This is a genomic window from Pseudomonas sp. AFG_SD02_1510_Pfu_092 (genome assembly GCF_003331055.1).
Classification (GTDB): domain Bacteria; phylum Pseudomonadota; class Gammaproteobacteria; order Pseudomonadales; family Pseudomonadaceae; genus Aquipseudomonas.
In genome coordinates this window covers 14,803-35,585 of the sequence record NZ_PUQD01000021.1, presented here as the reverse complement: position 1 = coordinate 35,585, position 20,783 = coordinate 14,803, and the positions used below count along the sequence as shown (strand labels likewise).

The window sequence follows — 20,783 nt, the reverse complement described above, 5'->3', positions numbered from 1 at the left end:
GGGCGGCTATCATACCCCGCTATTGCCCTTTATGCCGCATGGAGATCCGCATGCTTGCCTTTGCCCTGCCCTACACACTGCATGTCCTGGCCGCCCTGGTATGGGTCGGCGGCATGTTCTTCGCCTGGCTGGTGCTGCGCCCGGCAACGGTTGCAGCCCTGGAGGGGCCTGCCCGGCTGCGCTTGTGGGTGGAAGTTTTCCGACGCTTCTTCGTCTGGGTCTGGGTCGCCGTGGCGATTTTGGCGATAAGTGGTATCGGCATGTTGCACATGCGCTTCAGCGGCTTCGAGACTGCGCCGAAGTACGTGCACGTAATGATCGGCGGCGGCATTGCCATGTTCGCCCTGTTCATGCGCATCCAGGCGTTGCTGTTGCCGGAACTGAAGGCAGCGGTGCAGGCGGAGGACTGGCCGACAGGTGCGGCGGTGCTGGGGCGGATTCGGCGGATGGTGGGGGTCAACCTGCTGCTTGGCCTGGCCGTGGTCGCAGTGGCCAGCTCGCGGCTGGTGATCTGATACTGCCTGCACCGGCCCTATCGCCGGCAAGCCAGCTCCCACAGGCACTGCACATGGCTTGCAGCCGATGCGGTCCCAGTGGGAGCAACTGTCTTGATCAATTTCCAAAAACTGGCGCGATCCCTGTGGGAGCGGCCGTGGCCGCGAACACCGGCGCAGCCGGTGCCATCCACCACATCGTCTGCTTCGCGGGCTTGCCCGCTCCCACATGGGCTGCGTATGCCTCGGGCTTGCGCTGAAACCTGTGGGAAGCTGGCTTGCCGGCGATAGGGCCAGTACAGGTTTTCACAAGCGCTGCAGGATCAGTTCGCCCGTAGCCCCCGCCAACCCAGGCTGGCCAGGCTGCCCCGGCCGGCCATTGGCGCCGGCATCGGTGCTGTACACCAGGCAGCCCTTGCTCGCCCCGCCTTTACCCGCTTTGCCAGCAGCCCCCGGTTTGCCCGGCGCGCCGCCGTCCAGGCGCACGACGATGCGTTCCTGCGGGAAGCCCTGCGGCAGGCTCAGGCGAATTCGCCCGCCCGGTGCGCCGTCATGGCCATTGCCGCCATCATCGCCGTTGGCGCCGCGGCTAGCCTGGCCCCAGGTGCAGCCACCCGCCTGGCCGTTGGCCCCATCGAGCCCCACATAACCCGGCGCACCGGCACCGCCACGGGCATCGATGGCCAGCCGTTCGGCATCCACTTCAGTCAGTATCAGGTCCAGGCTACGGCCCGAGCGGGCGCCCCGCTGGTAACTGCCGGCCGCCCCCGGCGCACTGAACTCGCTGCCCTCGCCCAGCCGCGCGTTGCGCGCCTCGATCAGCAACGGGCTGTCGGACGGTGCAATGGCGATACGCGCATCACGCCCCAGCTCCAGCTGGTCGACCTTCAGTTCGGCGAGGGTGGCGGGCAGCAGCAGGGTTGCGGCGTCAGCAACCCGCAGGTGGGCAAGGTGCACGCTGGCCGACTTGTCGGGCAGGCGCAGCATGGAATTGGCGGCGACTTCCAGGCTTTCGGCCTGGGCCAGGGGCGCGACCAGCACGGCCAGCAACATCAGATTACGCATTTCGTGGCGCCTCCTGCGCACGGGGAATGGACATGACGTGGAAAATCCCCGTCAACAGGATCTGCAAGCGATCAAACCAGCGGTGGCTGCGCCCGCGCAGGCTGCCATTGAAAAACAGCACTTCGAGCAGGTGCAGGCCCAGCAAGGTGATGCCAGCGGCATTGATCAGCAGATTGAAAGGCAACGGCTGTGGCATCAATTGGTTGAACAACACCACACCCCAGAAAGCGATGGTCAGGACCTTGCCCAGGCCCAGGATGAACTTCATAGCCCGCCCCCATGGATTGTTGTTATGTCGAGACGGCCCGATCGAGCGGCCCGTGCGCCCCACATTAACTGCAATGCCAAGGCAGGCGCCAGCGTCGCCCGCTGCAGCTGCAGCGCCATCCGTCGGCTGCGGGTGCGGCACGCCGGGAACGACCGAGTGCCATGAAGGCGGCGCCCGTGCCACTGCTCAAGGCACGGGCGCACACCGCGCTACCGCTGGATCTTGATCTCGGTACGGCGGTTCATGGCACGCCCTTCGGCCGTGGCGTTATCTGCCACTGGCTGGGTTTCACCGGCACCGACCACCGACACGAAGCTGCTGCGCGGCACACCGTTGTCGACCAGGTAATCGGTCACCGAGTGGGCACGGCGCTCGGACAGTTTCTGGTTGTAGCTGTCGGAGCCAACGCTGTCGGTATGGCCGCTGACGCTCAGGCGGGCGGACGGCGCTTCCTGTTTCAGGCGCGTGGCAATGGTATTGAGGCGTTCCTTGTCGCTGGCGGTCAGGCGCGCAGAATCGAATTCGAAGTGCACATCGCGGATGACGATGACCTCTTCCTTCTGCACCACCACTTCCTCGACCACCGCGACCGGCTCAGGCGGGCAACCGTTGGCATCCACCTGCACACCGCGCGGGGTGCCAGGGCACTTGTCACGGCTGTCCGGCACGCCGTCGCCATCCTCGTCACCATCGCCGTGAGACCAGCAATAGCCCGCCGCCAGGCCACCGCCCAGCAACGCGCCCCAGCCAGCCCAGCTGGAACTCTCGATGGCGCCCAGGGCGGCGCCGCTTACACCCCCGACGGCAGCACATTTCGGCCAGTCGGTCTTTTGCAAACCTGCACAACCAGTCAACACACTGGTGAGCAGTACCAGGGGTATCGCTGTGCGTACTATGCTCATTTCATTGCTTCTCCTAGGGGGAATCGGCATAAGGCCGATGTCTGGGAGTAAAGACCGCGCATCCGCACCCTGCCAGCAATAAGCCACGACACTGTCACATGCCTCTTTGCCCGCACGCCGCGGCCCGCTAGTCTTGGACGACTTCAACGAGGATTGCCAATGACCGAAGGTTTTTCCCAGCGCACGCCACAACAGGCCCTGGCCGCCCTGCTCGAGCGCTTCACCCCGCAACGCCTGCTGCTGGTGGGCACGCGCTTTCCGGCGTTGGACGCCTTCGCCCAGGCGCATCCGCAGGTCACCATCGCCAGCGCAGCCCCTGGCCCGCTGCCGGCTGAACTGGCCGCCCAGCGCTTTGACCTGGCGGTGCTGGTGGACTGCCTGGAGCACCTGCCCAAACGCACCGGCCTGGAATTGCTCGGTGGCATTCGCAACCTCAATGCCAACCGGGTCGCGGTGCTCGCCGACCTGGCCGCCTGTGGCTGGCAGGACACCGATTTCTTTGCCCTGGCGCTGTCGGCCAGCGAGAAATTCCGCCGTGACCAACAGGTATTGAGCCTGTTCACCTATGATCTACACGACTACAAACAGGTGCCGGACTGGCTGAACGCCAGGTTCTGGGCCAACCCGGAAATGTTTGGCAAGTACTGGTGGTAAACCCATGAATATCAAGGGCTTACCTCACCATGAACGCTATCGAAGCTATGCCCGAGCAGGGCCAACTGTCACCAGCCTGTAACCAGCCTTGTCACCAACGACCAGCTCAGGCTCTTTCGGTCTGGCATTACAGACGGTCAGGAATCTATTACCTGAGGGTTCGCCCTCGGGGATGCTCCACCCGTAGTCTCGCCATCTCTCTCCGTTCTACCGATAGGCCAACCGCTATGCAGTTCTCCAAGGACATCCTCAAGACACTGGCTGTCTTCCACCTCGACCGCCCTGAGGCTTCGTGGGAGGACCTCAAGGAGCGCCTCAAGGAGATCGCTGAGGACGCCCTACAGGGCCATAGCGAGGACTCACGGGGCCTCTACATGGAAATCTATGACCAGATGAGCAACCACCTCGCTGAGGCTGCCTCGCTTGGTCGGTTCACTGGGAGCCAGCAGCGAGCCATTGGCACAGGCCAGCGAGTTCTCAGGGCTGCTCAGGAGCGTCTTGAGGGTCGCCCTCAGGAACTCACAGAGATAATTGGGGAGCTGTCTTGTAGCACGTCTGTAGCCCCTTCCGTGTCCCTATCTGTAAATGTGTCTTCGACAGACCCGATTACCTTCGAGGGCCTCTCTGAACTGTTCATTAAGGAACGCCAGGGCAACGTGGAAGGCTCAACCCTAAAGGCCATCCAATCGAACTGTAGGACGCTCTCGGGGCTTCTCGGAGACCTCAACATCAAGGTTCATACGCGGGCTGACATGGTGGCGCTCAAGGAGCGTGTCATGGATGGTCGCAAGGTCCTGACAGTCAACAAGTTGCTGACCCAGCTATCCACTGTCATGGACTGGGCCGTAAACAATGGCTTCCTTGAGCGTTCCTATGACAAGGGTCTGAAGATCGAGAAAGGGGCTGACAGTGAGCGTAGGCCCTTCTCTCGTGATGAGGTAGCGACCATCATGGACCATGCCAACGCCTTGCCTGCAACTGACTGGAAGCGCTGGGCGCTGTCTCTGGGAGTCCTCACAGGTGCCCGAATTGGCGAGCTGTACCAATTGACTCAAGACGATGTGAGGCAAGTGAATGGCATCACTGTCATCGACATCAACAAAGATGAGCAAGGGAAGACCCTGAAAAATGACTTCTCGGTTCGACAGGTGCCTCTGGTCGATGGGGCCTATGGATTCTCCCTCAAGATCTTCCTTGAGTGGGTCGCATCGGAACCGGGCAAGCTGTTCAAGGCGAAGGCTCACTACTTCAACAAGCCGCTCAATGAGGCCCTACGTGAGCCGCTCGGATTGAAGGCAGGCAGTGACCAGTCATTCCACTCGCTGAGGCATTCCCTGTCGGGTCTCCTGAAGGCCGCTGCGACCCCTGAGGTCATTGCTCAGAGCATCACCGGGCACAGCTCAGGGAACATCACTTACGACCTCTACGCGGGATCTCAGAGGGTTCCAGTGGGGACACTCCATGAAGCGCTCGTGAAGGCATTCAATCCAAAGAGTCCTAATCTGAATGGAGATATCCATGAAAGCAACTAATGATGCCAACTATATAAAGTGGTTACTGAACGATCTTATTCTGGATTTAAGCTCAGCGGTAAGCATGGGTAGAGAAATCATAAAATCATACAGTGTTGACCCTCAAAACCTAATTAAAACAGCAGGACGCCTAAGGGTCTGCAACCACAGCACAGTACTATCACTTTTCAAACTCCACGAGATAAGAATAAAATACGGTTCCTTTCTCAACAAACTCTCAAGCGAGCAGACCAAAGGATTTTTTAAAATAGCCGCAGAGATCGAGCATCGAAACATATGCAAGTTCAGAAACAAATACGCCGCCCACATCTTCGACAAGGACACGCACCAACCTATATCACTGGAGAAAGGCGAAGAGTTGTTGAAAACCATTACAGGCCCAGACAACAGCTTAGCTCTCGCTTTTTATGATTGGATTTGCCCTGAAGCTTGGAGCATAGAGACTCCTTGTGTCATCACGGAAATAGACAAACTTCGTTCCCATTGTAGAGGCTTACCCGGAGGGGATCTTGGACGCCCTTAAAGAGTAATTTCATGGGCATCGAGTTGGATGTCCTCGTGGGCCACCCTGAGCATGACCTGCTGTTCGTGGCGACTCAGGTGGCCCGTGCTACTGGGTTCAAAGACCCAAAGGCAACCATCCGCAACTCCCGCCAGCACCACGGCTTTGGTCGGCACCTTGGGAGTCTGGTGGATAATTCCTCCACCAAATACCCGCTTGATCCCGCTGGCCGGACCATGAAGGTCAACACCGTGGTATTCAGTGAGTCCGAGGTCTACGAGATCCTCATGCGTGGCCACTCACCCCAGACTGAGCCATTCCGCAAGTGGGTCACCGAGGAAGTCCTTCCGACCATCCGCAAGACCGGTCGCTATGATGCCTCCGAGTCCTCCGACCCGATTGCCGTGGGCATCATGGATGAGCTGAAGCCGCTCCGTGGTGAACTGGTGGAGCTGAAGGAGATCGTTAAGGCTCTGGGTCTCCCGGTGGTGAACACCCGTGTTTACTGGGGCCGGGTCGATTGACGTTTAAAACCCTCACTATGGCTGCACTCCCGCAGCGGCCAAAGGAGGATCACGTTAATGACCAGTTACGACCCAGCCCAGCACGAGGCAATCACTCACGCTGCACTCTCCACTCCCAAGCGCGGCAGAGGCCGACCCACCAAGATCATCGATAACTTGTTCTATGGCTTCATTGGGCCGACCACTGACTACGGTCAATATCCCCACTTCGCAATGGACATCCTTGAGGGCATCGCAAGGCTTGACTGGCATGACCGCCCAATCGGCTCGGGTGGCTCGTCCAAACCGCTGTCCGTGAAGCGCCTTGTTGCCATCCTTGCAGAACTCGAAGTCGTCTCAGCGGCCAACGTTATGGCTCAGTACCGGCTGGGTCTCCGACAAGCGCAGCGGTATGTGAAGGCAATTGAACTGGCAATGCCGTACCTGCTCAAGAGTCGCCCCGATGAGCTGGCCCATGAGATGCGCTATGGCTTCCTGAAAACCAGCCGTGTCAACGAGTGGGAAGATCCAGGCGAACCGCCAAGTCCTGTAGTCCTCGCCAAGCTGCACCACGACCTGAGAACGCTGGGTGCTGAGGCTGCCTGAATAAATGCCGCATACTTAAAAGAAAACTCAACGAGACCCAAGCGGCCAACGGAATCGACCAGCTCATCGAGTAGACCCAAGAGGGAGAGGGGTAGTGATGAAAATCACCCCTCATCTTTCATTCATCGAAAGGGCATCTTAAAGAACACCGTAAAGGAGAACTTCCAACATGACCAGCATTGTCTGTCCAGCTAACTCACGCCTCACCACTGAACAATTGACCACCTTGTCCATGACCTTCCCTCGACCTGCTCGAATACAGCTCATCGAGTTACGTCGAGTCCTCGGCGACCACCGTTCAAACTTCAGAACCTATAAGAAAGGACAGGTCACTTTCAACATGGATGCTTTAGCCCAACGGGTCCTCGCTAAGTGCCCTGCCAAGACGCTCGACCGTTTGAACCAGCTACTTGAACAAGGGCTATGCCTTCAAGCTATCGCCTCGACTCACTTGAGGATTCCATTGAGTGGCTCCGAAGATATCTCACTCACAACCTGAAGGCGTCCGTCAAGCTGTCGTTAAAAACCCTCACTATGGCCAAGACAGGAAGGCCAGCAACAAAATAATTTCTCCCTGTCATTGCTGCTCAGCCGTTGCCACGGTTGAACCCTTCGCAATACCGATGCCGTTCAGGCTCGCCATGTCCTGATCGACCAGCATCACCCTCAACCTCAAATCAAGAACTCATCCGTCAGCCTTGGAAGGTGCCCACGCGGCTCTCTCCTTGCCGTCTTGTCGTGCGCGTCTATGGCACCAGGGCTGAACGAATGGGTCACCCCACAGGAGATCCATCCCATGAAAATCACCATCACCAAAGTCCTGAAGAACGAAGTCACCATCTACGGCCAAACCCAGACCCGTGAGTACGTCGAGAACATCATGCTGCCCATGCTGGTCGCCCAGTGCGGGACCGTGAAGGGCCAGCAATTCGAGATCGTTAAGGCGTTCGATGAGGCCGGTCTGTCGCTCCAAGCGATTCCCGATGTCGCCCGAGAGTACCGCCAAGACCTGTACCAGAAGGCTCAGGAGCGTGCTCGCTTGCAGGCAGAGGCCAATGCCCATGCTGAGCGGTGCCGTGAGCATACGCCACGTGAGATCGCCCAAGCGAAAGCTGATCGGGAAGCCCGAGCCGCTGCCATTCGTGAGCAGGGTGAACGTATCCGAGCCGCCTCTCGTGCCAATAGCGGTGGCTGGTAATCACGCCAGTCCCGACACCACTTCATTCAATTACTCAGGAGACCCATTCCCATGAAACAACCATTCCAGTACGCCAAGCCATCGACCTACACCACCGCCATCACCGATGAGCACACTGGGTCGATTCGATTCAACACCGCCGATGTTCGCCCAGAGACCCAAGCGGCCACCGATGTGTCCGTCTATGTGGAGGCCCTTGTGGAGGCCTTTGATGAGCACCTGAACGGCGATGGGTGGCGAGAGGCTGCCATGGAGGCAACCCCGTGCGAGTTCCGTCCGGCTGGCTCTGAGGCCACTGGGCAACAGATCATCACCATGGCCGACCGCTCCGTCACCTTTGACCCTCGCAAGAACTGGGATAACCAGACCGTCGAGAAGGGCGAAGTCCTGGCTGGTTCTGTGATCTTCACCGAGGCCACCGACACGGCATTGATCATCAGCCATCGTGCCACCATTCTCGACCACAACATTCAAGCTGGCTTCACTGTCCAGTCCATGGAGCAGACCGCTGAGAAGATGATGCGAGACATCGAATACAGCGCAGCCGGTAAGGTCGCTGCCATCTTGGCGACTGCACCAAGCACCGAGAGCGTCTCTGAGGCCAAGCCAACAGGTAAGCCTGCCGAGATCGCTGAGGACCTCATCGACATCCTCACGACCCACGTTAACCAGACTGTAGGGACCTCGCTGAGCGACTTCGTGATCCTGCTCCCAGTGTCGCTGGTGGCTGTCCTTGAGCGTGCTGCTCAACGTGCTGGTCAGAACTCCATTGAGGACCTCATTGGCGCAGGCGTTCAGCCGTATACCGGCACCGACCATGGCATCTTCATGTTGCCCAAGCTGTTCACCTCGCTGAGCTACCGTGTGCGCCGGGACGGCAACATCTGGCGCATCGAAGCGACCCGCAACCCGAACGCCCAAGGCTGGGACCTTGAGATCATGGCTGAGGTGGACATCATCGCCAACGGCATGGTCAAGGTGAAACTGACTACCGATGGTCTTCAGACCGTCCAAGTGCCGTTTCCGCTGGTCACTCGCATTGCCCTGAGCTGATCGTAAAGAACCCCTTAAGGCCGGACCTAAAGAGGGACCGGCAGGGGTACGGCAGAGATGCAGAAATTGAATCTCTCCACCTCCCCAAATCTGGGAGCACCGCTTCACCCAACACTGCCCGTCGCTGGGCACTCCTAATCGAAAGTCTTCCTGTTTGTTCCTTCATGCCACCGGCAGAACCCTTGGTCGGGTCTTTCGGCTGCCCGTGGGAGCGAACTTGAGGGAGCAAACAAGAGGAAAAGACCAATGAACATGAATATCGACATCAAACACAAGCATTCCGGCCACGTAATCATCATTGAAGGTCACGCCTTCAAGGCAAACGACCGGGGCCAATGGGACCTGACTGACATCTGGCGAACCCTGAAGCTGCCCAAGAGCAAGCAGCCGGGTAAGTGGGTAGACACCAAGAAGGCCAAGGCACTGGAACAAACCGGAAATATCGGTTCGATAAACAAGGGGCGAGCAGGCTCCGTAACTCTGGCCACCAAGCGGGCCGCGCTGGCGTATGCCGGGTGGGTCTCGGATGAGTTCGAGGCAATGGTCTATGACGCCTTCGAGGCGATCCTTGAGATGCCCGAGGTGGCCTCACTGGTAGCCGACAAGATGGCCTCGCTGGGCAATGATCATGGCGCAGACATCCTCAAGCGCATGACCTTCAACGACAAGTGCGACTGGAAGGCCCTGAAGGGTCCCCACAAGAACACTCAGAAGGGTCTACGTGCTGCTGTAGCGAAGGGCAACCTGACACCACAGAGAGCCGCTGAGCTGGGCCTGAAGACCATCTAACCATCATCCCAAGGAGAACCCCCCATGGACTACTTACAGGCCATCTGCTGGGCCTGTCTGGTTGTCCGTGTGGCCCTCTGGTTGTGGTCGCTTGGTCGCCGGTAGTTCGCTGCTCGTCAGCTCACAGCAGGCCCTTCGAGAATCTGACAGAAAAATCTGAAAGGTCACCATTACAAGACATCCCGCGCAGGTTCCCCCGTATGCCCTCGCTTGGGTGCCTGTGGGCGCGATAAGGACCCCTACCAATTCGCCCTTGCGGTCTCGCCGTCTGTCACCAACACTGTCACCAGCTTTGTCACCAAACTCCTTGAGGTCCTCTATGAAGCCCGCTACGCTTGGCCTGCCACCATGCCCCTCTCAGTTCTGGGCCAACCCCGAAAACTTCGGCAAGTACTGGTGGTGATGATGAGTGTCTCGGTCTGCCCGTGTGGCAGTGGCAACCTGCTCGACGCCTGCTGTGGGCATTATCACGCCGGTACCCCGGCACCGGATGCCCAGGCGCTGATGCGCTCACGTTACAGTGCCTATGTGCTTGGCCTGGTCGACTATCTGGTGGCCACCACCCTGCCAGCCCAGCAAGCCGGCCTGGACCGTGCCGCCATGGCGGCCTGGAGCGCCCAGAGCACCTGGCTGGGCCTGGAGGTGGAAAGTGCAGAGGTGCTGGGCGGCCAGCCGGAGCACGGTTTTGTCACCTTCACCGCGCGCTGGCACGACCAGGACGGTGACCATCAGCATCGCGAACGCTCGGCGTTCGTCCAGCATGCCGGGCGCTGGTACTTCATCGACCCCACGGTCGGGCTCAAGGCCGGGCGCAACGACCCCTGCCCCTGCGCCAGCGGCCAGAAGTTCAAGAAATGCTGCGCCAGTTACGTGGCTAGCTGACATGAGCGCCCGCGCCCGCCCGCTACTGTTCGGCACGTTGCTGACCTGCCTGGCACTGCTGGCGGGCTGCGCCAGCTGGGGCGGTGACGATTGGCGCCAACCCGAGGTGCACCTGGTCGAGGTGGAAACCGTCAAGGCCAGGTTGATGGAGCAGGAGTTCGTGTTGCACCTGCGGGTCGACAACCCCAATGACAGCCGCCTGTTCATCCGCAACCTGTCCTATGCCATCCGCCTCAATGACCTGCTGCTGGTGCAGGATGAAACCAGCGTCTGGCGCAGTGTCGGCGGGCATGCCCGGCGGACCTTCAAGATCACTGCCCGGACCAACCTGTGGCAGCACCTGAAACCCTTGGCCAAGCTGCTGAAAAGCGGGCAGCCGCTGCATTACCACCTGCAGGGCGAGCTGGCGACCGGGTTACTCATCCATCGGGACCTGCACTTGTCGCGCAGTGGTGAGATAATCCCCGGCGATTACAACCCGGAGTAACCCTGCATGTCCCAGCAACCCCACGTTCATGGCCCTGATTGCAACCACGACCACGACCACGACCACGATCACCACCACGATCATGGCCATGTCCACGGCCCACACTGCAACCATGGCCACCAGGAGCCGGTACGCAACGCCTTGAAGGACGTTGGCCGTAACGACCCGTGCCCATGCGGTAGCCAAAAGAAATTCAAGAAGTGCCACGGCGCCTGACGTGAGCAGCGCCGCGCGTCCCGGCTGCGGGGCGCGCTGTGGCTGGGCGGGCCTCGGCGCCTAGCTGGCCCGAACCGGTTCTGAGACCTTGCTTTGCAGTAACCCGGCGCTGGCCAGCAGCAGCACGATGCACAAGGTCATGCAGATGGCATTGGTGCCGGCCCAGCCGACCGTGCCCAGCAACAGCGACGGGCTGAATGCACCAACCGTCGCCAACAGCGCAATCGCCAGGTCGTTCTTGCCCTGTATCTGCATCGCCAGCGGGCTGTTCTGCAGCGTTTGCGCCAGCAGCGCGCCGCCGCCCACGTAGGTCAGGTTCCAGCCCAGGCCGAGGGCTATCAGCGACACGCTCATCATCGCGTAGCTGTGCGACCACAGGTTCATCGCCGTGCAGCCGATCAGCAGCCCCAGGCCGACGCAGATGGTGGCCCTGATCCCCAGCTTGTGAATGATGGCGCCGGTGAAGAACGACGGGGCGAACATGGCGATCACGTGCCACTGGATCGCCAGGCGAACGTCGGAAAAGTCCTCATGCATGTGCTTCATGTGCATCGAGGCCTGGATCATCAGCAAATTCATGATGCCGTAGCCCAACGCAGCAACCGCCATGGCCACGGCCAGCACCGGGCCAAGCGGCTGCGAGGCGGCACCGGCCGATTGCGCGGCGCGCGGCTGGCTTGCCTGTGCGCCATCGCCGGGCAGGCAGGCCGCGATCAGCAGCGACATCGCCGCCAGGCCGACAAAAGCGGCGTAGCACAGCGAAAACAGTGGGTAGCCGCCCACATCTCGCAGCCACTCGGTAAGCGCCGGGCCGACCACGGCAGCGATGACCCCGCCCGCGACGACCAGTGACAGCGCTTTGGGCTTCAGGCTTTGCTCAAGGTTGTCGGTAGCCGCGAAGCGGTTGAAATTGGCGAACGCAATGTAGATGCCCAACGCCGAATGGCTGAACACCAGGGCAGGAAAGTGCTGGTAGCGCACGGCCAGGTAACCGCTGATGCCAGACACCGCCAGCGGGATCGAGCCAAGCATGAAGGCGCGTTTGCGGCCGATACGGCTCATCAGCCTGGACACCGGATAGGTGGCCAGCATCAGGCACAGAAACTGGAAACCGTAGGGCACCGTGGACCAGGTGCTGGCGGGTGCCAGCGCCGCACCGACGATGGCGGCCATGGTCACGGACATGACCGCAGTCGTCAGGTTGATCGATTGCGCGGTGAAATACAGATACGTGCGCCGCGGAAGGGTACGGGTCATGGGCGTGTGCTCACGGTAGACGAGGGTCAGTTTTCAGCACGGTGAAAAGTGCCGACAAACCCATGGTCGCATCTGCTGCGCCGCGAAAAACGAACAGTCGACGCGCTTTCCCGTTAACTGTTAGGGTGTTTTTTCTAACAGCTGCTGGACCTGCCATGCGCCCGCACAGCCTTCACGAACAGTTGAAACAACGCCTCGAAGCGGGTGAATGGCTTCCTGGCCAGCGTATGCCGTCGATCCGCAAGCTGACAGCAGCGGCCGACTGCAGTTATCACGATGTCGTCTCCAGCTATGCCCGGCTGGTCAGCGAAGGCGTATTGACCGCCATTCCCGGCCGCGGCTATTTCGTCGCCAGCCATGCCCGGCCAACCGGCGTGGTGGATAGCGACGCCCTGGATGCGCCCGCAGGCATGGCCGGCGACCCGCTGTTCAAGCTGCTGCAAGGTGGCCAGCACTACACCAAGCTGGGCAGCGGCTGGCTGCCACCCGCCTGGCGCGATACCGAGCTGCTGGCCAAGGCGATTCGACGCACCGCGCGCCTGGAACAGAGTTCGCTGGCGGAATATGGCGACATCCAGGGCTACCTGCCCATGCGCAAACAGTTGTGCGTGCACTTGAAACGCCTGACCCGGGTCGATGCCCGGCCAGGCCAGTTGCTGACCACGCTGGGCGCCACGCAGGCACTCGACCTGGTGGCGCGGTTGTTGATCAAGCCTGGCGACCACGTGTTCGTCGACGAGCCCGGCAACGGCAACCTGATCAAGCTGATCCAGCTGGCCGGCGGCCATGTGGTCGGCGTGCGCCGCACCCAGGACGGGCCGGATGTGGAGGACATGAAAAACCACCTGGCCAGGCACAAGGTCAAGGCATTCTTCTGCAACAGTACCTTGCACAACCCGACCGGCGGCAATATCACCCCGCACAATGCCTTCAGCGTGCTGCGCCTGGCGGTGGAGCACGACTTCTTCGTGGTCGAGGACGATGTCTATGGCGACTTCAGCCCCGGCGTGCGCCAGACCTTCGCCGAACTGGACAACCTGGACCGGGTCATTTACATCGGCAGCTTCTCCAAGTGCCTGTCCGCCTCTTTGCGCGTGGGCTACATCGCCTGCTCGACAGAACTGATCGAGCCGCTGACGCGCCTGAAGCTGCTGACCTGCGTTGCGGTCCCGGCGTTTTGCGAACGCTTCGTCAACACCATCCTGTCCGATGGCACCTATGCCCGGCACATGAAAGACCTGCAACAACGCCTGATCCGCCAGCAGGTGCAGACCCAGCGGTTGCTGCTGGCGCGCGGCTGGCAGTTCGACATAACCCCGCAAGGCGGCATGTTCCTGTGGGTCTACCACCCCGACCTGGCCGACCTGCGGCCGTTCATGCACAGGCTGGAGCAGCACAAGGTGCTGTTGATGCCAGGCTCGGCGTTCGCGGTCGGCCGTGACTACCAGCGCCATGCGCGCATCAATTGCACGCACTTTTCCGACGCCGTGGCCGAGCACTTCCAGGTTTCAACCGGCGCCGGCAAATAAAGCGCCCGGGGACCTTGCATGGCGCCTGCGCGCTCACTACCTTAGCGCCTTTGCAAACCCGCCACGCCTTGCAGGAGCCTTGTCATGGCCGCCCCCGCCTTTCCTCCCTTCCGCCTGCGGTTCGCTACCGCTGCCACGCTACTCGGCATGCTCGGGCTGGCCGGCTGCCAGACGGGCGGCTCCCAGAGCAGCGTGCCACCGTCCAGCGGCGTGCAGCCGCTCAAGGGCCTGGCGCAGAACGTCTCGGTACGGCGCAACGCCATGGGCGCGCCGCTGATCGAGAGCAGCAGCTTCCATGACGCCCTGTTCAGCCTGGGTTATGTACACGCCAGCGACCGCATCGAGCAGATGGTCGCCATGCGCCTGCTGGCTCAAGGTCGCCTTGCCGAACTGGCCGGCAGCGATGCGCTGGATATCGACCGCCTGATGCGTGCGGCCAACCTCAAGCAGAGCGCGGCCCAGCAGTACGCCGAGGCATCGCCACGGCTCAAGCGCTTTTTCGAGGTGTATGCGCGCGGGGTCAACGCCTACCTGTTCCGCTATCGCGACAAGCTGCCCGCCGGCCTGGCCAGCAGTGGCTATCGCCCGGAATACTGGAAGCCCGAGGATTCGGCGCTGATCTTCAGCTTGTACGCCTTCAGCCAGTCAGTGAACCTGCAGGAAGAACTGAGCGCCCTGGTGCTGGCGCAGAAAGCCGGCAGCGACAAGCTGGCCTGGCTGTTGCCCGCCGCCCCGGACGAACCGTTGGCCGAAGCAGAGGTGGACAAGCTCAAGGGCCTGAACCTGGCCAGCCAGTTGCCGGGGCTGTCGGCCCTGGCCGCCGCCAGCCAGAAACTCGCCGACCTCGACCTGCTGGGCAGCCCGGGCTCGGCCAACCTGGCCCTGGCGCCGCAGCGCAGCCGCAGCGGCAAAAGCTTGCTGGCCAGCGACAGCCGCGCCGCCTGGGCCCTGAGCCCGATGCAGATCCACACCGGCAAGTACCAGGTCGCCGGCCTGTCGTTGCCAGGCCTGCCGATCGTGCTGGCCGGCTACAACGGCAAGCTGGCCTGGAGCGCCAGCGCGGTCATGGCCGACAACCAGGACCTGTACCTGGAGCAACTGCGTCACCAGGGCAACCAGATCACCTACCTGGCCGACGGCAAATGGTTGCCCGCCCGCGCCCGCAGCGAAACCTTCTTCGTTCGCGGCCAGCGCCCGCTGCGCGAGGTGATGTACGACACCCGCCACGGCACCCTGCTGGCCCAGCCAGGCAAGGCCAGCCTGGGCCTGGCGCTGAACCTGCCGCAGTTCAAGGGCGACCGCAGCCTGGATGCGCTGTTCGACCTGACCCGCGCCCAGAACGTGGAACGTGCCTTCGACAGCACCCGCGAAGTGACCGCCGCCGCCCTCAACTTCGTCTTCGCCGAGCCCGAGCATATCGGCTGGCAAGTCAGTGGCCGCTACCCCAACCGCCGCGAAGGCCAGGGCCTGCTGCCCTCGCCCGGCTGGGACGGGCGCTACGACTGGGACGGCTATGCCGACCCGATGCTGCACCCCTACGACCAGGACCCACCGGCCGGCTGGATCGGCCACGCCAACCAGCGCAGCCTGCCGCGCGGCTATGGCATGCAGCTGTCCAGCAGCTGGTACTACCCCGAGCGCGCCGAGCGCCTGGGCCAGCTGGCCGGCAATGGCCGCCATGACAGCCGCAGCCTGATGGCCATGCAGAACGACCAGGTGACCCTGCTGGCAGACAAGCTCAAGCTGATGTTCGATGCCCCCGGCATGGCCCAGCCGCTCAAGCAGGCCATCGACGCCCTGCCTGCCGCGCAGCGGGACAAGGCGCGCGACGCGCTGGCCCGGCTCAAGGCGTTCGACGGGCGCCTGAGCCCGGTGTCGGCGGATGCTGCCCTGTACCAGCTGTTCCTTCAGGAAGTGGCGCGGCAAACCTTCCTCGACGACCTGGGGCCGGAAACCAGCCCAGCCTGGCAGGCGTTCGTCAGCAACGCACGGTTGTCGTTCTCGGCCCAGGCGGATCACCTGCTGGGCCGTGACGACAGCCCGTTCTGGGATGACCGCAACACCGCGCAGACAGAAGACAAGCCAGCCATTCTCGCCCGCAGCCTGGCGGCTGCCGTGGACGCCGGTACCGCGCAACTGGGCGCCGACCGCCGCGCCTGGCAGTGGGGCAAGCTGCACCAGTACCGCTGGCCGGCAGCGGCCTATTACGGCCTGGGCGATGCCACCAGCCGTTCGCCGCTGGCCGCCGGCGGCGATTTCACGACCTTGGCCCTGACGCCCTATGCCTGGGGCAACGACTTCGACACCCGGCTGCCGGCCTCGGCGCGGATGATCGTCGACTTCGGCCAGGCCGAGCCGTTGCAGGTGCTGACCAGCAGCGGGCAATCCGGGAACCCGGCCAGCGCGCATTACAGCGACGGGCTGGACGCCTGGTTCAAAGGGCGTTTCATGAGCCTGCCGCTGCAGCAGCAGAACTTCGGGCGGGCGTATGGCAGCCAGCGGTTGACCCTGGTGCCAGGCAGGTGAACAGCTTCGTCAGTGTTGGGGCCGTCGCCAGCAAGCCACCACCTTGACCGCGCCAACCTCAAGCCATGCGCAATCCCTGTGGGAGCGGGCTTGCCCGCGAACACGGGCGAAGCCCGTGCCATCCACTGCGCCGCCTGTTTCGCGGGCTTGCCCGCTCCCACAGGGATTGCGCAGGTTTTGAGCACAGCGCGGGGCAGCCCAACCATCTCTCGGTCGAACTTCCTTCCCCTACCATGGTTCCTAACTGGTAACTCCAAACCAGCGCCCTTGCCATGGACCTCGTCATCGCCCGCCCCGAAGGCCTGTACTGCCCGCCCGGTGATTTCTATATCGACCCGTGGCGGCCCGTGGACCGAGCTGTGATCACCCATGGCCACGGCGACCATGCGCGCATCGGCAATGGCCACTACCTGACCGCCAGCCCTGGCGCCGGCATCCTGCGCAGCCGCCTCGGCCAGGACATCAATTTGCAGACCCTGCCCTACGGCGAACGCCTGCTGCACCATGGCGTTACCTTGAGCCTGCACCCGGCCGGGCATGTACTGGGTTCGGCGCAGGTGCGCCTGGAGTATCAGGGCGAGGTCTGGGTCGCATCCGGTGACTACAAGGTCGAGCCCGACGGCACCTGCACACCGTTCGAACCGGTGCCCTGCCACACGTTCATCACCGAATCGACCTTCGGCCTGCCCATCTACCGCTGGCCCAGCCAAGGCGAGATTTTCGCCGGGATCAATGCCTGGTGGCGCGCCAACTGCGAACAGGGCAAAGCCAGCGTGCTGTTCTGCTACGCGTTCGGCAAGGCCCAGCGGATCCTCCACGGGCTGGACGCCAGCATTGGCCCGATTCTCGTGCATGGCGCAGTCGAGCCGCTGAACCGGGTATATCGGGAAGCTGGCGTCTATTTGCCAGAAACCCGCTACGCCGGTGATATCCCGCGCAACGACCCACTGCTGCGCCAGGCGCTGATTCTGGCCCCGCCATCGGCCGGGGGCAGCAGCTGGATGCGCCGTTTCGGCGACTACAGCGATGCCTTCGCCAGTGGCTGGATGCTGTTGCGCGGCACGCGCCGGCGGCGCGGGGTGGACCGCGGCTTCGTGCTCTCGGACCATGCCGACTGGCCGGGATTGCTCTGGGCCATCGGCCAGACCGGCGCCGAACGCGTGATGGTCACCCATGGCTCGGTCAATGTGCTGGTGCGCTATCTCAATGAACAGGGCCTCGACGCCCGCGCCTTCGTCACCGAGTACGGCGAGGAGGATGACGTTGTCGCCACGGAGCCAGGCGCATGAAAGCGTTCGCCGAGCTGTACCTGCGGCTGGATGCGACCACCTCGAGCACCGCCAAGTTACAGGCCCTGCGCGACTACTTCGCCAGCGCACCGGCGGCGGATGCCGCCTGGGCAGTGTACTTCCTGGCCGGTGGGCGTCCTCGGCAACTGGTGCCTACGCGTGTGCTGCGGGAGCTGGCCGGGCGCCTGGCGGGGCTGCCTGACTGGCTGTTCGAGGAAAGCTATCAGGCCGTTGGCGACCTGGCCGAAACCATTTCCCTGCTGGTACCGGAAAGCCATCAGCCGAGCGACGAAGGCCTCGCCCACTGGGTCGAAGCCCACCTGTTGCCGTTGCGCGGGCTGCCGGTCGAGGACATCCAGCAACGCCTGCCGCCGCTGTGGGCCCGGCTGGACCGGCCCAGCCTGATGCTGTGCCTGAAACTCATCACCGGCAGCTTTCGCGTGGGCGTATCGAAGCTGCTGGTCACCCGCGCCCTGGCGCAACTGGCCGGGCTGGATGCCAAGCGTGTCGCCCAGCGCCTGGTGGGTTACACCGACATCAGCCACCGCCCCACGGCCGCCAGCTACCAACGCTTGATCGCCGCAGAATCAGACGCTGAACATAGCCAGCGAGGCGGCCAGCCTTACCCGTTCTTTCTGGCCCACCCCCTGCAAGTGGCCGCCGAACAGTTCGATGCGCAGCTCGGGCCGCCGAGCGACTGGCAGATCGAGTGGAAGTGGGACGGCATTCGCGCCCAGGTGGTCAAGCGCGACGGCCAGCTTTGGGTGTGGTCGCGCGGTGAGGAACTGGTTACCGAGCGCTTCCCCGAACTGCACAGCCTGGCGCAGACGCTTCCCGACGGCGTGGTTCTGGATGGCGAAATCCTGGTATGGAAGCCTGGCGCCTCACCGGCTGAACTGGCGGTCCAGCCCTTCGCCCTGTTGCAGCAGCGCCTGGGCCGCAAGACCCTCGGCAAGAAGCTGCTGAGCGAGGCGCCGGTCGTGCTGCAAGCCTACGACCTGCTGGAGTGGCAAGGCGAGGACTGGCGCAGCCGGCCACAGCATGCCCGCCGCCGCCAGCTGGAACAGCTGCTTGAAGCGCACCCATTGGCGCCAGTGTTGCTCTCGCCGCTGCTCGAAGGCGCGGACTGGGCCGAGCTTGCCCGCCAGCGCGAACAGTCGCGCAGCCTGGGTGTGGAAGGCTTGATGCTGAAGCAGCGCGAGGCCTTGTATGGCGTGGGTCGCACCAAGGACATGGGCACCTGGTGGAAATGGAAGATCGACCCGTTCAGCGTCGATGCCGTGTTGATCTATGCCCAGCGCGGCCACGGCCGGCGGGCCAGCCTGTACAGCGACTACACCTTTGCCGTGTGGGATGCGCCAGCCGGTACCCCGGAGCGCTCACTGGTACCGTTTGCCAAGGCGTATTCGGGGCTCAGTGACGAAGAGATGCGCAAGGTCGATGCGATCATCCGCAAGACCACGGTTGAAACCTTCGGGCCGGTGCGCAGCGTGACGCCGACGCTGGTATTCGAGCTGGGCTTCGAAGGTATCGCCCTGTCGAAAAGGCACAAGAGCGGCATTGCCGTGCGCTTTCCGCGCATGCTGCGCTGGCGGCTGGACAAGCCGGTGGAGGAAGCGGATGACCTGGCTACCCTGCAGGCGCTGCTGGCCTGAAACAATTTCTGGACCGTGCTGGCTGCTTCGCGGGTAAACCCGCTGCCACAGGGATCGTACAAAACCCGGCTTTTGTGCATGACCTGTGGGAGCGGGTTTACCCGCGAAGAGGCCAGCGCGGCGGTCAGAAGGGCGCCGATGCAGGCGCAAGGCCGCAAACTGTGCTTCTATCTTTGTGCCGACCCGTGTCGCAGACCGTTTTCGCCACGCACCCAGGACCACCATGCACCATTCCACCCACGACCTGCTCTCCCCCGTGCCAGGCATCAGCCGCCAACTGCACAGCTTCCACTTCGGCCCCCGCGGTGGCGGCAAAGTCTATATCCAGGCCTCGCTGCATGCCGACGAACTGCCGGGCATGCTGGTGGCCTGGCACCTCAAGCGTCGCCTGGGCGAACTGGAACAGCAGGGCCGCCTGCAGCGCGAGATCATCCTGGTTCCGGTGGCCAACCCGGTTGGCCTGGAGCAGGTGCTGCTGGACGCGCCGCTGGGGCGTTTCGAACTGCAAAGCGGGGAGAACTTCAACCGTAACTTCGTCGACCTGTCGGACAGCATCGGCGACCAGATCGAACCTCACCTGAGCGAGGACCCGGCGCACAACCTGGCGCTGATCCGTGAATACCTGCGCCGGGGGCTGGACGCACACCCCGTGCGCACGCCGCTGCAGGCGCAGCGCCTGATCCTGCAGCGCCTGGCCTGCGATGCCGACATGGTGCTGGACCTGCATTGCGACTTCGAGGCGGTCGAACACCTGTACACCACGCCAGACGCCTGGCCGCAGATCGAACCGCTGGCCCGCTACCTGGGGGCCCAGGCCAGCCTGCTGGCCACGGACTCGGGCGGGCAGTCGTTCGACGAGTGTTTCAGCCTGGTCTGGTGGCAGTTGCAGCAACGCTTCGGCAAGCGCTTTCCGATCCCGCTGGGCTGCTGCTCGGTGACCGTCGAACTGCGCGGCCAGGCGGATGTCAGCCATGACCTGGCCGGCAAGGACTGCCAGGCGATTCTCGACTTCCTGACCCATGCCGGGGTCATCGCAGGTGCAAGCCCGGCCTTGCCCGCCTTGCGCGGCGCGGCAACCCCGCTGGCAGCCGTCGAACCGCTGGTGGCGCCGCTGGGCGGGTTGCTGGTGTACCACGCCAGGCCGGGCCAGCAGCTGGAGGCGGGCCAGCTGATCGCTGAAGTCATCGACCCGCTCAGCGACCGGGTCACCGCCATCCGCAACAGCCAGCCCGGCCTGCTGTATGCGCGCAACGTACGGCGCATGGCCACCGCAGGCATGGTCGTTGCCCATGTCGCCGGCGAGCAGGTGTGCCGCAGCGGCTACCTGCTGGCCAACTGATCCGGTAAAACCATTGCACCTGGCTGGTGGTCTGTAG

The 20,783-nt window shown here is 62.8% G+C and carries 22 protein-coding genes; 18 read left to right on the top strand and 4 right to left on the bottom strand.

Annotated features, from left to right (window positions below; genetic code table 11):
* Window positions 1-50 precede the first annotated feature (50 nt).
* The gene (locus C6A77_RS11725; RefSeq protein ID WP_114169617.1) at window positions 51-515 is read left to right on the top strand and encodes a CopD family protein; all 465 of its coding nucleotides are present in this window, start codon (window positions 51-53) and stop codon (window positions 513-515) included.
* A gap of 285 nt (window positions 516-800) precedes the next feature.
* Here the strand turns inward: C6A77_RS11725 and C6A77_RS11720 are convergent, their stop codons facing one another.
* From C6A77_RS11720 to C6A77_RS11710, 3 genes are all read right to left on the bottom strand, one after another.
* Complete coding sequence (locus tag C6A77_RS11720) at window positions 801-1,559, bottom strand: collagen-like protein (protein WP_114169616.1); 759 nt, start codon at window positions 1,557-1,559, stop codon at window positions 801-803.
* Window positions 1,552-1,827 (bottom strand): DUF1145 domain-containing protein, encoded by a 276-nt coding sequence (locus tag C6A77_RS11715; RefSeq protein WP_114169615.1) that lies wholly within the window; start codon window positions 1,825-1,827, stop codon window positions 1,552-1,554. Before C6A77_RS11715 ends, C6A77_RS11720 begins: the two co-directional genes overlap by 8 nt.
* 209 nt (window positions 1,828-2,036) lie before the next feature.
* Entirely contained in the window at window positions 2,037-2,729 is a 693-nt protein-coding gene (locus C6A77_RS11710) for an OmpA family protein (protein ID WP_114169614.1), read from the bottom strand.
* A gap of 159 nt (window positions 2,730-2,888) precedes the next feature.
* Between C6A77_RS11710 and C6A77_RS11705 the strand changes: the two genes are divergently transcribed.
* The 12 genes from C6A77_RS11705 to C6A77_RS11660 all read left to right on the top strand — a co-directional run bounded on the left by C6A77_RS11705 (window position 2,889) and on the right by C6A77_RS11660 (window position 11,151).
* Complete coding sequence (locus C6A77_RS11705) at window positions 2,889-3,383, top strand: DUF6231 family protein (RefSeq protein ID WP_114169613.1); 495 nt, start codon at window positions 2,889-2,891, stop codon at window positions 3,381-3,383.
* A 227-nt stretch (window positions 3,384-3,610) separates the two neighbouring features.
* On the top strand, window positions 3,611-4,915 hold the full coding sequence (locus C6A77_RS11700; protein WP_114169612.1) for a site-specific integrase: 1,305 nt from the start codon (window positions 3,611-3,613) through the stop codon (window positions 4,913-4,915).
* On the top strand, window positions 4,902-5,438 hold the full coding sequence (locus C6A77_RS25310) for a hypothetical protein (protein ID WP_133295877.1): 537 nt from the start codon (window positions 4,902-4,904) through the stop codon (window positions 5,436-5,438). Before C6A77_RS11700 ends, C6A77_RS25310 begins: the two co-directional genes overlap by 14 nt.
* A gap of 11 nt (window positions 5,439-5,449) precedes the next feature.
* A complete protein-coding gene (locus C6A77_RS11695; protein ID WP_114169611.1) occupies window positions 5,450-5,941 on the top strand; it encodes a BRO family protein in 492 nt (163 codons plus the stop codon).
* Between the two features lie 57 nt (window positions 5,942-5,998).
* Entirely contained in the window at window positions 5,999-6,526 is a 528-nt protein-coding gene (locus C6A77_RS11690) for a hypothetical protein (RefSeq protein WP_114169610.1), read from the top strand.
* Between the two features lie 169 nt (window positions 6,527-6,695).
* Window positions 6,696-7,025, top strand: coding sequence for a hypothetical protein (locus C6A77_RS25305; RefSeq protein ID WP_133295876.1), 330 nt, complete (start codon window positions 6,696-6,698; stop codon window positions 7,023-7,025).
* A gap of 297 nt (window positions 7,026-7,322) precedes the next feature.
* Entirely contained in the window at window positions 7,323-7,724 is a 402-nt protein-coding gene (locus C6A77_RS11685; RefSeq protein WP_114169609.1) for a hypothetical protein, read from the top strand.
* A 51-nt stretch (window positions 7,725-7,775) separates the two neighbouring features.
* Window positions 7,776-8,777, top strand: coding sequence for a hypothetical protein (locus C6A77_RS11680; RefSeq protein ID WP_114169608.1), 1,002 nt, complete (start codon window positions 7,776-7,778; stop codon window positions 8,775-8,777).
* Between the two features lie 246 nt (window positions 8,778-9,023).
* The gene (locus C6A77_RS11675) at window positions 9,024-9,566 is read left to right on the top strand and encodes a hypothetical protein (protein WP_114169607.1); all 543 of its coding nucleotides are present in this window, start codon (window positions 9,024-9,026) and stop codon (window positions 9,564-9,566) included.
* A gap of 405 nt (window positions 9,567-9,971) precedes the next feature.
* Window positions 9,972-10,448 carry a YchJ family protein gene (locus C6A77_RS11670; RefSeq protein ID WP_114169606.1) on the top strand — a complete coding sequence of 159 codons (477 nt, stop codon included), beginning with the start codon at window positions 9,972-9,974 and terminating at the stop codon, window positions 10,446-10,448.
* A gap of 1 nt (window position 10,449) precedes the next feature.
* Window positions 10,450-10,935 carry an LEA type 2 family protein gene (locus C6A77_RS11665; protein ID WP_114169605.1) on the top strand — a complete coding sequence of 162 codons (486 nt, stop codon included), beginning with the start codon at window positions 10,450-10,452 and terminating at the stop codon, window positions 10,933-10,935.
* 6 nt (window positions 10,936-10,941) lie between these two features.
* On the top strand, window positions 10,942-11,151 hold the full coding sequence (locus tag C6A77_RS11660) for an SEC-C metal-binding domain-containing protein (RefSeq protein ID WP_114169604.1): 210 nt from the start codon (window positions 10,942-10,944) through the stop codon (window positions 11,149-11,151).
* Between the two features lie 60 nt (window positions 11,152-11,211).
* Here the strand turns inward: C6A77_RS11660 and C6A77_RS11655 are convergent, their stop codons facing one another.
* Entirely contained in the window at window positions 11,212-12,408 is a 1,197-nt protein-coding gene (locus tag C6A77_RS11655) for an MFS transporter (RefSeq protein ID WP_114169603.1), read from the bottom strand.
* 155 nt (window positions 12,409-12,563) lie between these two features.
* Here C6A77_RS11655 and C6A77_RS11650 point away from each other — a divergent pair, with 155 nt between their 5' ends.
* The 5 genes from C6A77_RS11650 (at window position 12,564) to C6A77_RS11630 (ending at window position 20,746) form a co-directional block, all read left to right on the top strand.
* The gene (locus C6A77_RS11650) at window positions 12,564-13,937 is read left to right on the top strand and encodes a PLP-dependent aminotransferase family protein (protein ID WP_114169602.1); all 1,374 of its coding nucleotides are present in this window, start codon (window positions 12,564-12,566) and stop codon (window positions 13,935-13,937) included.
* Between the two features lie 84 nt (window positions 13,938-14,021).
* Window positions 14,022-16,463, top strand: coding sequence for a penicillin acylase family protein (locus C6A77_RS11645; protein WP_114169601.1), 2,442 nt, complete (start codon window positions 14,022-14,024; stop codon window positions 16,461-16,463).
* Window positions 16,464-16,735: 272 nt separating this feature from the next.
* On the top strand, window positions 16,736-17,752 hold the full coding sequence (locus C6A77_RS11640; RefSeq protein ID WP_114169600.1) for a ligase-associated DNA damage response exonuclease: 1,017 nt from the start codon (window positions 16,736-16,738) through the stop codon (window positions 17,750-17,752).
* A complete protein-coding gene (locus C6A77_RS11635) occupies window positions 17,749-19,407 on the top strand; it encodes an ATP-dependent DNA ligase (protein WP_114169599.1) in 1,659 nt (552 codons plus the stop codon). Before C6A77_RS11640 ends, C6A77_RS11635 begins: the two co-directional genes overlap by 4 nt.
* Window positions 19,408-19,630: 223 nt before the next feature.
* Entirely contained in the window at window positions 19,631-20,746 is a 1,116-nt protein-coding gene (locus C6A77_RS11630) for a succinylglutamate desuccinylase/aspartoacylase family protein (RefSeq protein ID WP_114169598.1), read from the top strand.
* The last annotated feature ends 37 nt before the right edge of the window (window positions 20,747-20,783 follow it).